8 protein-coding genes are annotated in these 15114 nt (G+C 22.2%); 2 read left to right on the top strand and 6 right to left on the bottom strand.

The annotated features are described in order from the left end of the window. The first annotated feature begins 332 nt into the window (after positions 1–332). Positions 333–2048, top strand: a complete 1716-nt coding sequence (gene argS, locus BUCISPPA3004_RS00800; RefSeq protein WP_154048854.1) for an arginine--tRNA ligase — start codon at positions 333–335, stop codon at positions 2046–2048. 27 nt (positions 2049–2075) lie between these two features. Here the strand turns inward: argS and BUCISPPA3004_RS00795 are convergent, their stop codons facing one another. Then, positions 2076–4157 carry a flagellar biosynthesis protein FlhA gene (locus BUCISPPA3004_RS00795; protein WP_154049070.1) on the bottom strand — a complete coding sequence of 694 codons (2082 nt, stop codon included), beginning with the start codon at positions 4155–4157 and terminating at the stop codon, positions 2076–2078. 38 nt (positions 4158–4195) lie between these two features. Next, a complete protein-coding gene (locus BUCISPPA3004_RS00790) occupies positions 4196–5305 on the bottom strand; it encodes an EscU/YscU/HrcU family type III secretion system export apparatus switch protein (protein ID WP_154048853.1) in 1110 nt (369 codons plus the stop codon). A gap of 479 nt (positions 5306–5784) precedes the next feature. On the opposite strand from BUCISPPA3004_RS00790, the gene proS reads away from it, so the two are divergent. Then, on the top strand, positions 5785–7395 hold the full coding sequence (gene proS / locus BUCISPPA3004_RS00785) for a proline--tRNA ligase (RefSeq protein ID WP_172598685.1): 1611 nt from the start codon (positions 5785–5787) through the stop codon (positions 7393–7395). 113 nt (positions 7396–7508) lie between these two features. Here proS and dnaE read toward each other — a convergent pair whose 3' ends face one another. The 4 genes from dnaE to frr form a co-directional block, all read right to left on the bottom strand. After that, positions 7509–11030 (bottom strand): DNA polymerase III subunit alpha, encoded by a 3522-nt coding sequence (gene dnaE, locus BUCISPPA3004_RS00780; RefSeq protein ID WP_154048851.1) that lies wholly within the window; start codon positions 11028–11030, stop codon positions 7509–7511. Between the two features lie 290 nt (positions 11031–11320). Next, entirely contained in the window at positions 11321–11779 is a 459-nt protein-coding gene (gene fabZ / locus BUCISPPA3004_RS00775; protein ID WP_154048850.1) for a 3-hydroxyacyl-ACP dehydratase FabZ, read from the bottom strand. 76 nt (positions 11780–11855) lie between these two features. After that, positions 11856–14285, bottom strand: coding sequence for an outer membrane protein assembly factor BamA (gene bamA / locus BUCISPPA3004_RS00770; protein WP_154048849.1), 2430 nt, complete (start codon positions 14283–14285; stop codon positions 11856–11858). A 259-nt stretch (positions 14286–14544) separates the two neighbouring features. Then, a complete protein-coding gene (frr, locus tag BUCISPPA3004_RS00765; RefSeq protein WP_154048848.1) occupies positions 14545–15102 on the bottom strand; it encodes a ribosome recycling factor in 558 nt (185 codons plus the stop codon). Positions 15103–15114 lie beyond the last annotated feature (12 nt).

The following is a 15114-nucleotide window of genomic DNA, read 5'->3' as shown; positions in this document are numbered from 1 at the left end:
TAAAGAGCTTTTTCTTACAAGATCTATATTATCTTATTTTTTAAAAAAGTCAACATATATTTTTAATTTGTATTAAATGTGACACTTGTAACAATTTATATTTTATGTAAGTAAAGAATTATATAATATACATATATATTACAACATATATCATTAAAACTTTTTTATAAAAATAAATTTATTATCTAATAGATAAAACTTTTTTTTTTTTTTATGGAATTTTTAATATTATACATGAAAATAATAATTAAATATTATTTTCATGTATAATATTAAAAATATCAAAAACATTTTATTAATGTATATTAATTATAATTTATTTTGGTGAGTGTATGAATATTCAAAAATTTTTAAAAAAAAAAATAAAAAAAATATATAAAAAATATGGAATTTCAAATGATTTAGATCCTATTATTCGAAAAAATATAAAAAATAATGAAATTGATTATCAAGTCAACGGAATCATTAGATTTAAAAAAATAACAGTATTTTCTCCATATAACTTAGCCATTCATATCTCTAATCATATGAGAAAATTAAATATATACAAAAAAATTTCTGTTCTTCCACCAGGATTTATTAATATTACTTTAAAATCTACATGGCTCAATAAATGTATAAATAATATGTATTATTCAAAAAACTTCAATATTTCAAAAAAAACATCAAAAAATATTGTAATTGATTATTCTTCACCTAATATTGCCAAAGAAATGCATGTAGGACATTTACGATCAACTATTTTAGGCGATGTAACCGCTCGAGTCATGGAATTTTTAGGACACAATGTAATTAGACAAAACCATATTGGCGATTGGGGTACACAATTTGGCATATTAATTACTCAATTACAATTAAAATCATATAAATCGTACAATAATATTGAATCAATTTACCAAAAAGCATATTTAAAATATCAAAATAATCCAGTTTTTAAAAAACAAGCTCAAAAAAATGTAGTAAAGTTACAAAAAAAAAATCAAAATTGTTTAAAAATATGGAATATTTTAGTAAAATCAACCATACAAAAAAACAATGAAGTATATAAAAAATTAAATGTTTCTCTTACTAACAATGATGTTCGAGGAGAAAGTTTTTATAATGGTATGTTACCTGATATAATTTCTGATTTAAAAAAAAAAAAAATTGCCATTTATCATGAAGGATCCATTATTGTTCCTCTAAAAAAATTTAAAAATCGTATAGGTCAAAATATGGGAGTTGTGATAAAGAAATCTAATGGTGCTTTCTTGTATACCACAACAGATATTGCTTGTTTAAAATATAGATGCAATATCTTAAAAGCACATAAAATTATTTATTACGTTGACAAACGACAAACACAACATCTTTTACAAATATGGGAAATAGCTAGAAAAGCAAAATATGTAAATATTAATACAATATTAGAACATCATTCTTTTGGAATGATTTTATATAAAAATAAAAAACCTTTTAAAACACGTCACGGAAAAGTAATTCGATTACTGGATTTATTAAACACAGGAATTCATAGAGCAGAAAAAATAATTAAAAAAAAAAATCCACAGATGCACGATAGTGAAATAAAATCAGTTGCTTATGATATTGGAATTGGAGCTATAAAATATTTCGATTTATCAAAAAATAGAAAATCTGATTATGTTTTTGATTGGAATCAAATGTTATCTTTAGACGGTAATACAGCTCCTTATATACAATATGCATACACGCGGATTCAATCAGTTATTAAAAAAAACCAATCATACAATAATCTATATCTATATCCTATTAAAATTTTTACACCATATGAACGAACATTAGTATTAACGATATTACAATTTGAAGAAACTATATCTCAATTAGAAAAACATGGAACACCACACTTGATGTGTAATTATTTATACGATCTTTCTGGAAAATTTTCAAAATTTTATGAAAATTGTTCTATCTTGTTCGTACAAGAAATACACATCAAATTAAGTCGAATAAAACTATCTATGTTAACTGCTAGAATAATTAAAAAAGGTTTATATTTATTGGGGATCAATACTGTATCAAAAATGTAAAAATATAATTATTTTTCATCAATAAAATTAAACTATATCTTTACCGATTGTATAAACAATTTTGATTATTCGGTCTTCAGAAATTTCTAAAAATGATAAAACTGTTAATTCAGGAATACTTGTAATAAATAATTTAGCTAAAAAAACACGAATTTTTGGATGCACTAATAATACCATTGGTAAATTATTTTTTTTTTGAAAAATAATTGATAATTTAGTTTTTTTAATTAATTTTTCTGCAAATAAAGGTTCTAATTTACTATTTTTACTACTAATTATTTTTAATAAAACATTTTCTATTTCAGCGCTTAATCCAATAGCACAAACATTATTAGATTTTGAAAAAAACTTTTGTGTAATAAATTTTCGTAAAGAAATACGAATAATACTAGTTAACTTATTTACATCATTTTTTACAGCATCACCATGTTTTATTAATGTCTCAAAAATTGTTCTTATATCTTTAATTGATATTCTATCATGTAACAAATTTTGTAAGATTTTTTGTAAAACAGTTATTGAAATTATCTTTGGTACTACATAATCAACTAATTTTGGAAAATTTTGCGAAACATGATCTAAAAATTGTTGTGTTTCCTGAAAACCAAAAAAATCATGTAAATTGTATCTAATAATTTTATTTAGGTGTGTAATAATAACAGTATTAGGTTCTACTACTAATAATTTTTTCTTTATAATTAAATCTTTAGAAGCTATATCCATCCAAAATGCAGGCAGATCAAAAACCGGTTCCTTTACTTGTATACCTGGCATATTAATTTCTTTTTTTCTAGTATTTACAGCCAATATTTTGTCAAAAAAAACATATCCTGATTCAACTTCTACTCCTTTTATGAGAATTTTATATTGCCCATCTTCTAATTTACAATTATGAATACAATCGATTTCAGGAATCAAGAATCCAAAATTTTTAGCTATATTTTTCCTTAAAACATGCAACTTATACAATAAATCATCATACATATTTTTATATGACGACTGAAAAAAATGAGAATTTAACTGTAGTACTATTAAACGTTCAAATTGAATATCATTCCATGACAAATGAAGTTTTTTATTTTTTTGTGATAATAATTGTATAGAAAGATTTTTATTTATATATTGTTGATTATATAAATACCATGATAATATAAATAAACTCCCAGAAAAAAACAAAAAAACAAAATTTGGCATTCCTGGTATTACACCAAATATACTAAAAATAATTCCGCTAAAAAATATAACTTGAGAATTATTAAAAACCTGATTAATTATCTGTTTACTAATACTAATTTTTTCAGAACCCACGCGTGTTAAAATTACACCTGAAGCTATTGATATAATTAAAGAAGGAATTTGAGCTACTAAGCCGTCTCCAACGGTTAATATACTGTATATTTTTACTGCTTGCAAAAACAACATGTTATGTTGAAAAATTCCTACAATTAAACCGCCGATAATGTTTACAAGCATTATTATAATGCCAGCGATAGCATCTCCTCTAATAAATTTACTAGCTCCGTCCATAGATCCGTAGAAATCTGCTTCTTTATATACATTTATACGTCTAATTTGTGCTTCTTTTTTGGAAATAAAACCAGCATTTAAATCAGCATCAATAGCCATTTGTTTGCCTGGCATAGCATCTAAAATAAATCTAGCTCCTACTTCTGCTATTCTTCCAGAACCTTTAGTAATAACAAAAAAATTTATAATTACTAAAATGACAAAAATAACTAAGCCAATAAAAAAATTTCCACCAATTAAAAAAGAACCAAATGATTCAATAACATGCCCTGCGGAAAATAAACCGGTATGTCCGTTTAATAGAATTATACGCGTAGAAGCAATATTTAATGATAATCGTAATAAAGTTGAAAATAGTAATATGGTAGGAAAAGAAGAAAAATCCAATATTTCAGTAATAAACATAGCCACAATTAAAATAATAATTGAAATAACAATATTAAAAGTAAATAAAAAATCTAGTAAAAAAGATGGTAGTGGTAAAATCAACATAAATAAAATTACTAAAATTAATATCGGAGCAGATAAGGAATATAATTCTCCACTATTAATTTTTTTAATAAAATCTAATAAAATAAACATTTTTCTTATCAAGAATGTATTCCTCTCAAAAATTTTTATTAATGAAAAAATACAATAGGAACGGGTGGATACGTACCTCCATACTTTTTCCAGCGTTCTAACTGATGAGTCCATGCTAAAATTTTTGCAATTGATGGATATAAAATTATTGGTATATCGTGACCAATAAAAGAGTTATAGTATAAGTATTTTGCTATAGAATCTGAAATAAATATAGGAATATTACTTTTCTGAGCTATTTTTATAATTTGTGTAGACAAATCATCTAAACCTTTAAATAAAACTTGAGGAGAAGACATAATTTTCACATTATAATGTATTGCTACAGCACAATTTTTTGCATTAAAAATAATTACATTAGATTGCATAACAGAATATATAGAAGATTTTTTAGATGACTGCCGAATTAATGTATAAACCCTTTGTTTAATTAAAGGATTTCCTTCTAATTCTTTTTTTTCATCTTTTACTTCTTGAACAGTCATTTTAAGTTTATAACAATATTGAATATATTTTATACTAGTATCTATTATTGCAATAATACCTATAATTGTCATAATGAATAAAATATATTTATTAAACCAATTAAAACTAATACAAATATCATGGAGTAACGAATCAAAACAAAACTGATTTATTGATAATCGATTCATCCATATAAAAAAAATCGAAAATATGATAATTATCATTATTTTTAACATGTTACAAAAAAAATCAATAATTATATTTAAAAAAAATTTTTTTTTAAAATTATTAATAATATGTAAAGAATCCATTTTAATTTTAAAGAATTCCATTCTTATGAAATATCCTTGAAAAACAACAGGAGAAAAAATTAATATAAATAATATTCCTGTAAATAAAATCAAAAAAAGAAAAATAAAATTTTTAAAATTAGGTAATACTACCAAATCACATAATTTAGTATAATTTATAATTTTATGATCAAAAGTTAAATTTACAATAAATAGTTTTAAAAGAAAAAAAAAAATAAATTTTTTATTTATATACAAAAATATAAAAAAAAAAGATAATATAAAAAAAGAATTTAAATCAAATAAATATGGTATTTCTCCATGTTTTTTAAATTGCTTAATTTTATGCGGAGTAGCAGATTCAGTTTTATCTTCATTTACGTTATAATTCATATATATACCTTTATATACATTTTACTAATATTATTTAATATATATTCAAGTTTTAAGTAAAAATGATTTATTATCATAAATTCACCATGAAAATCATTTTTGCGTCCTTTTTACTAAATTACTTAAATTTTATTTAAAAAAAAATACATTTATTATATATAGTTTTATAAGTATAAAATTAAAATATTAATATAAAATCTACATATAGTGCTCACTATATGTTTAGAAAGATATTTTTTAAATATTTACGTTAATAAATTTATTATATATTATTTATATAAAAATAATTTATATATACAAACTACAAATTCATAGTATTTTACACATAAAAATATGATTTATATATTGTAATTACTATTTTCTAAAATTTATTAAAAATTACTAAAAATTTATTTTGTGTATATAATATATTATACAATATTGATATGTATGATTATCAATCATACTTAATCATCTATTTATTTTTTAGGATATTAATTATGTATGCTACTAAATATTTACTTTCTACAATCAAAGAAAAACCTGCAAATACAGAATCTATAAGTCACCAGTTAATGTTACGATCTGGTATGATACGAATGTTATCTTCAGGAATATATACATGGTTACCCACTGGGTATAGGGTAGTAAAGAAAATTATAAATTTTATTTCTAATATCATGAACAAACACGGATATTTGGAAATTTGTGCGCCTATTATACAACCAAAAAAATTATGGGATCAGAGTGGACGGACACAATTATATGGCGAAGAATTAATACATTTAATGGATCGAAAAAAAAAAAAATACATATTAAGTCCGACACATGAAGAAGTTATCAGTCATATTTTTCATCAAGAAATCCATTCTTATAAACAATTACCAATTGTATTTTATCAAATACAAAGAAAATTTAGAGATGAAATTAGACCTCGATTCGGAGTTATTCGATCTATAGAATTTCTCATGAAAGATGCATATTCTTTTCATATTAATAAAAAATCTTTAAAGGAAACATATCAAGATATAAAAAATATTTATATACAAATATTTACTGCATTTAAACTTAATTTCAAAATTGTCAAAACTCATTCAAAAACAATGGGTGGATCAACATCTCATGAATTTCATGCAATAGCTAACATTGGAGAAGATAAAATTGTTTTTTCTAAAAAATCGAATTATGCAATACATTCTGATAAATACCACACATCACCTAATAAAATAAAAATGTATTTAATACAAACTAAATCTACTCAATCACGTTATTCCATAGCTGTTGTATTAATGCGTAAACATGATTCTCTTCAAATAAAAGATCTAGAAAATATAAAAATTCTTGCATATCCAATTAAATTAATAAAACCTAAAAAAATGATTTTATCATATAAATTAACGAATGATAAAAAGTTTTATACTAACAAGAATATATTCATAATAGTAGATGCTTCAATAAAAAATATACCTTATTTTATTTTAAAAAAAGATTGGTTTAAAGAAACGATGTCTCCTTTATTATGGAGAAAAAAAATAATATTTAATAAAATCATTACTACGAATAATATTAATAAAAATTTTTATTATTCTTTACTAGGGGAAAAAGTATATACTAAAAATAGTATTGAAATTGGTCATATCTTTCAACTTGGAAAAAAATATACAAAAAAAACAAATTTTTCACTTTTTAATCACAAACAAAAGAAAAAAATATTACAAATGGGTTGTTATGGAATTGGAATCAATCGAATTATATCTGCCGTTATAGAACAAAATCACGATAATAATGGAATAATTTGGCCTGACTGTATCACTCCTTTTCAAATCTTTATTATTCCGATTAACATGCATAAAAACAAAAAAATAAAAGATACAGCAAAACATATTTATAAAAAATTAATACATAAAAAAATTGATGTATTATTAGATAACAGGCAGGAATACTTAGGGAAAATGTTTGCTGATATGAATTTAATCGGTATTCCTTATGGAATAATTATTAGTGCTAATACATTAAAAGTTCAAAAAATTGAATTTTATTTTAGAAAAACCAACTTAAAAAAAAGAATTCCTATTAATCAACTATTTAATTTTATAAAAAAAATTTTATAAGTTTTTATAATTTCCAAAAAAGTAGAACAATATTTTAATAATAAATTAATTTAAATTAAATATAAATAATATTTATTATTAAAATTAACTATAACTGTAATGTAATAAATATATTATTTATAAAAATTTAATTTAATAGTTATATAATCTTGGAATAATTTTAAATAATTTAAAAAATTATTGTCAGGATATATGTAATAAATGTGATTAAATAATTTATGTTGTATACATAATTGCGATGATACAATAAAAGTTAATGACACGCGTCCAGAAAGAATATTATTTGACAAATAATTATATAAATTATCTAAAATATCTTTATATTCAGTAGTATTATTATTTATATATATTTTAATATTATACATCTTTCTTTCTCTATATTGTTCAATATTACAAATTGTTTTTACTAAAAAACGTGATCGATTAGTAAAAGAATCATGTGATAATTTTCCGGTCACCACTACAATGGTATTTTTTTTACAAAAAAATTGATCCATAATATTATTAATATTATCAAAATAAATTACATCTAAGCGACTATATGAATCATCTAAAGTAATAATATAAAATTTATTTTTTTTTTTAGTAAATGCTATTTTTATAGACCAAATCATTCCTATAAGAACGATATAATTATCTTGGCTTAGTAAAGAACAATCATGTAAAGTTATACCTTTAGTATAATAATGTATTTCTTTTAAAAAATTTTTAATAGGATGACTAGTGAGATGTAAGCCCAGCATTTCATACTCCCACTTTAAAATCGTTGAAATTATTTCATTAGTATATATAAAAGATGTATATAAATTTCTGTTTTTTTTAATAAATATTTTCTTAGAAAAACAATCTTTAAAATGAAATAAATCATCCTGTTTAGTTTTCATTGCTAAAATTTTTTTTTTAGCAATTTGTATCATTTTTCCAATATTATCAAATAATTGAACACGACATTTATTAAAACAATCACATGATCCGGACATTACTAATATTTCAAAAATATGACGAGTTGTTTTTTTTAAAAGTAAACGAACACATAAATCTAAAAAATCAGAAAAAACACCAACAGGTTTATTTCTTTCTTTTAAAATTATATCAATAGAAGATTTTCCTAAACCTTTAATTGCTCCTAAACCATACACTATTTCTCCAAATTTATTTACAGAAAAAAAATAGTCGCTAAAATTTATATTAGGAGAAACAATATTTAAATTCATACGACGTGCATCATGAATTAGATTAACTATCTTTTTAGTATTCATCATATCTAATGTCATAGACGATGCCATAAATTCAGCAGAATAATTAGCTTTTAGCCACAATGTTTGATATGCTAATAAAGCATATGTAGCAGAATGTGATTTATTAAAACCATACGCAGAAAATTTTTCTAACAAGTCAAAAATCTTTGTTGACAAATTTAAATTTATAGAATTTTTTGAAGCACCTAATTGAAATAATTGTCTTTGTTGCATCATTTCTTTAGGATTTTTTTTTGCCATAGCTCGTCTTAAAATATCTGCTTCACTTGGAGTAAAATTTGATAAAACTTGAGCAATTTGCATAACTTGTTCTTGATATAAAATAATTCCATATGTTGATTTTAAAATAGGTTTTAAACATTTATGCTGCCATCTATGATCAGGATACGAGATTTTTTCTGTACCATTTTTACGATTTATAAAATTATCTACCATTCCTGACTGTAGTGGTCCAGGCCTATAAAGAGCTACTAGAGCAATAATATCTTCAAAAGAATCTGGTTGTAAACGTTTAATCAGATTTCTCATTCCTAAAGATTCTAACTGAAAAACAGAAATAGTATCAGCTTTTTTCAATAAAAAAAAACTTTTCTTATCTTTTAAATTAATTTTACCAATAAAAAATTTTTGTTTTTCTTGACGTACATATTTTTTATTTATCATGTTAACAACCATATCAATCATAGTTAAAGTCTTTAAACCTAAAAAATCAAATTTTACTAAACCTACAAATTCAATGTCATTTTTATCAAATTGTGTTACTTGATTCTTTCCTTGAAAATCGCACAATATAGGTACAAAATCAGAAATTTTAGTTGGAGAAATAACAACACCTCCCGCATGTTTACCTATATTACGAATAACTCCTTCTAATTTTTTAGCTATATCAATTAATATCTTAATATCGTGATTATGATTATATAAATCTACTAATTCTTTTTGTACAGAAAATGCTTTTTTTAAAGTCATTTTAGGATCTAAAGGTACTAATTTAGAAATTTTATTCATTAATCCATAAGGATAGCCAAGAACTCTACCTACATCCCGAATAACTGCTTTAGCAGCCATGGTACCAAAAGTGATGATTTGTGAAACAGAATTACGACCATATTTTTTTATTACATGATCAATAACTAAATCTCTTTTTTCCATACAAAAATCAATATCAAAATCTGGTAAAGAAACACGATCAGGATTTAAAAATCGTTCAAATAATAAATCAAATTGTAATGGGTCTATTTCTGTAATATTAAGAGAAAATGATACTAAAGATCCAGCACCAGAACCTCTACCTGGACCAACTGGTATATTATGATTTTTTGCCCATTGAATAAACTCCATAACAATCAAAAAATAACTAACAAAACCCATTTTTTTTATAATTAATAACTCATGTTTTAATCTAGAAAAATATATTTTTTTTTTTATATTTCTGTGGTGTATATCAGGAAATAAATTTATTAAACGTGATTTCAGACCGATACTTGATTGTTGTACAAAAAACTGATAAGGATCCATAGATCGAGTAGGAAAAACAGGTAAAAAATAAGAACCAGATGGAATAATGACGTTACAACGTTTTGCAAGCTCAACACTATTAATTATTGATTCCGGAATGTCATGAAAAATTTCAGTTATATCATATTGACTTTTTAAAAACTGATCCTTTGTATATTTATATACAAATTTTAAATCAGTAATAGTTGTTTTTTTATATATTGCTACTTTTATTTGATGAACATAAAAATCATTTTTTTTTAAAAATAATACCTCGTTAGTAGCGATTATTGGCAAAGAATATTTATGAGAGATATGTTTTATATATGTAATATATTCTTCTTCTCGAGGTAAACCAATTCTAGAAATTTCTAAATAATATTTATTTGGAAAATGTTTTTTATAGAACAAAATACAATGATTCAATAAATTTATATCATTTTTAAATATGCATTTAGCAATATCTCCTTGCATACCTCCAGATAAAATTAATACACCTTTTTTAAACTTTAATAGATGATTCATACAAATTACTAATCCAAAATTATCATTATATCCTAATTTATATGATTCTGATAACAACTCAATTATATTTTTATAGCCTTGATTATTAGCGGCTAACACAGTTAATCGACATATAGTATTCTTGAGAATATTTGATTGAACCATTATATCAATACCAATAATTGGTTTAATACCTACTCGATGTGCAGATGAATAAAACTTAATAACACCGTGTAAATTATTTACATCAGTAATACCTAAAGATGTCATATTCATTAATTTAGCTTGTTGTACTAACTGTTCTGGTTTTACCATACCATCGATCATAGAATAGTCACTATGTGTTCGAAGATGCACAAAATTTTTTGAATACATATATAACCTAAAGTTATTTATATTAGTTAATTAAAATATACTCCGATAACATAAATATTGTATTTCTGTAATTATTTTAAATATATTAAATATATATAAAATATTTTTCTGTATATAAAACTGATAGATCATACAAATCTAATATTAAAAATAATTACATTTTATATAAACTCAGCAACATATTTACTAGCAATAAGTAGTATTTTTGATAAACAATTAGTTTTTTTATACTTTTAATAACTATATATATAAAATTTTAATTTAATATATAATTTTATATATATAGCAGTTTATAAAAAAGCTAAAGATATAGTAGATTTACATACAATATTTTTTTTGACCATAACAATACCGCTGAATATGTAAATACCACTTAATTTTTTTTTAAAACAAGATTTTATTATCATTTGGTCACCAGGATATACTGGATTAATAAAACTTGTATCATATATTCCAGTTAAACCACATATTTTACTATTAACAGTAGTATTTTTTTTAGAGTATGTAAGCAAAAATCCACTGGATTGAGCAATTGATTCTACTATTAATACACCAGGAAAAATATATTTTTTAGGAAAGTGACCAAAAAAAAAAAAATCATTTGCAGTAATATTCTTCAATGCACAAATATATAATTTTTTTTTAAACTCTAATATTCGATCTATCAATAAAAAAGGAAAACGATGAGGTAAAATTCGTAAAATATCATTTAAATTAAATACATGTTTAATACTTTTTATATCTGTCATGACTCATCTCTTATTTATATAATAAATAACACTTATTATATTTAAGATAAATATTAATATAAGTGTTATACAAATATTAAGAAAAATTCATACCATACTCATCTAAACAATTATTGGGAGCATTATATGGATGTAAAGGAGCTGAAGCGTAAAATGTAATAGGGCCGAAAAAAGACATCCAACGTATAAAAGCACCTATAGATATATGTGCAGAATCAGAATTTTTAATATTATTTTCATTACTTATTAAATATAAAGGAATAGTATTGTTTTTAGATGTATCCCAAATATTAACAGCATCTAAAAATAGACCTGCTTGAAACATATTGAATATTTTTTTTACTATATGAATATTAGGGAATAACAGTTCTGTATTAGCATGAACTAATATATTACCACCTATATGTTTTGTAGAAGGAAATAAATTTAATGAACTTTGATGTTCTTGACCATCAACTAAATCATTTTTATGTTCATAATATACAGCAGTTGGACCAATTGAATTATCTTGAAATCCACTTTTTGTTTTTTTATTATAAAATTTATAATTTTCATAAAAAGGAAAAACATATTTACCCGACGTAAAACCAGTTCCAAATTCTAAAAAATTATGCAATATCGAATTATATATATTCTTCAAAGAAACATACTGATTAACATTGAAAAATAATTTATGATAAAAATTATCGGAAAAAGGTAGTGTAAATTTTCCTATAAGTTTTACATGACATCCTTTTTTTAAAAAATCTTTTTCTTTAATATTATTAAAATCAAAAATGTATTTAATAAAAAAATCATTAACAAAAAAATCGCTAATGTTAGGTTTTAAACGCAATTTTTCCGACAATGATGAAAAATACTGATATAGTGTAATATATGGAGTTTTGCACATAATTTTTATCTTTTCATATTCAAATGATACAGAAAATTTTTTATGCTTTAAATTTGAAGTATATAATGAAGAACTAAAACCAAATAATTTATCAATATATTTATGCGCAAAAAAATAACGTTTATGGACAAAATTATAAAACATATCAGATTTTAAAAAAAAATTCTTTAAAAAGCCTACTGGCTTTAATACATGAATTTTAACATCAGTATCAGCAAAATTTTTCAAAATTCTAACATACAATTCACTTCCAGTACCAATTAAATTTTTATCTAACAATAGTAATTGTAATAATAAACCTCTATCTTTTCCATAGTTAGTTGATACATTAAACGTTCTAGTATTTGTAGATACCTTAAAACTATAAAAAATATCAATTTTATTACTATTATTTGCATGTTGTTTAACATATACTTGAATTCTGTTAAACAATCCGGTTTTAAATAAATTTTTACAAGATTTTATAATATAATTTTCGTTAAAAAAATCGTGTTTACTATGATTTGTATAACAGTTTATGAACTTACTACTTATATTAGAATTTCTAGAAAAATATACATTATTAATAATGCACGGTTTTAAGACATCCACGCCAACATACAGACATACCGAATGATTATTTTTATTAATTTCAGAATGAAAAAAAAAACGAGTATTTGATATACCTAATGGCAAGTAAATATGTTTAAAATACATTTTTGCCTGGTAAAGAGTAGATTCACAATAAAGAGAATGTGATAATTTTTTTTGAACTTGATTTATAATAGAATAATTATATAATTTATCACATTCATGTAAACAAACATGTTTAATATAATATTGTAATCCTGTATAAATATTAATTTTAATTACAATATTTTTTTTATCTGTAGAACAGTACTTCTGTACTGATTTTATTTTAAAATCTAAGTATCCATTACGTATGTAAAAAGAATGTAATTCACGTAATAAATTTTTAAACTTAATACTGTTATATTGATGAATAGAAAAAAAATTCCATAAAAGATTAGTTTTAGAAATAGATAGGTCTGTAAATATTTTTTTTTTAAAAAAATTTTTTTCATCGTTCATATCAATTCTAGATATAACCGATGGAATTCCTTCATCAACTATAATTTTTAGATTTACTGTATTATTAGTTCTGCGAATTATAATCAATCTAAATTTAGCATTTAAATATCCCTTATTTTCATATTTTTTTTTCAAAATAGAAAAAAAACTATTACAATTAACCCTACAAAAAAATCCTTTTTCTATAAGATTAAATTTTTTTAACATAACATTTATATTTTTATTTTTGATATGATTAACACCAACATAACTAATTTTGTTAATTGTAGGAAACTCTTGAACCGATAAAATTAAAGTATCATTAACTGTAGTAGTATTTATTTTAATAAAACGATTAGTATTTCTTAAACATAAAATTAAATTAGAAACATCCATTACAGATCTTTTTTTTAAAAAATTAGATTGTAATGTTCGTAATATACTATTTTTCGATATATTTTTAATACCGCATATAGAAACACGCTTTATATGCTGAATTTTAGTAGCCGAAACAGAAAAAGAAAATACCATACAACATATAAAAAAAAACTTTTTATATAACATATTTGCATCATATTCCTATATAAACTTTATTGTGTTCGATAATTTTAAATCATGTATTTATGATACTTAATAAAAATTTTTTATAATACATGCATCTTTTAAAAAAATATAGTCATTAATTTATAAAAATATTTTGTATATCACCATTGTATTTATAAAATACAAATATAAATAAACTTAAAAAACACAATTATATTTAAATATTTTACATATATAAACTATATATAAGCAATTCTATAAAAAATAACATTTTAAATAATTAAATTAATAATAATTCTTTTTCTTTAGATTCAACAATATCATTAATTTTTTTTATGAACAAATCAGTGTTTTTCTGAACATTTTGTTTAATATCTTGTTCTATATCTTTATTAATTTCTTTGTTTTTTAATAAAATTTTTATTCGACTATTAGCTTCTCGTCTAATGTTTCGGATAGATATTCGCGCATTTTCTGCATCGTGTTTGATAACTTTAATTAGATTTTTTCTTCTAGATTCTGTTAAATTTGGCATTGGCACACGTATGCAAGAAGTAGTAGAAACAGGATTCAATCCTAAATTAGAATTAAGAATAGCTTTTTCTACAGTATTCTTTATTGAAACATCAAATAAAGTTATTTTTAATGTATTATTATTTTCTATAATTATATGAGATAATTTAGATAAAGCTGTAGAAGTACCATAATATTCTATATAGATATCATCTAGTATTGTGCTAGAAATACGATTTGTACGAACTTTGCTTAAATCTTTTTTTAGTAATAAAAAGCATTTGTCCATTTGTATATAAACACGTTCTTTTAATGTAGTTAACATAATTAATTGTTC

Source organism: Buchnera aphidicola (Cinara splendens) (assembly GCF_900698975.1).
Classification (GTDB): domain Bacteria; phylum Pseudomonadota; class Gammaproteobacteria; order Enterobacterales; family Enterobacteriaceae; genus Buchnera_F; species Buchnera_F aphidicola_AI.
This window is presented reverse-complemented; position numbering and strand designations above follow the sequence as displayed.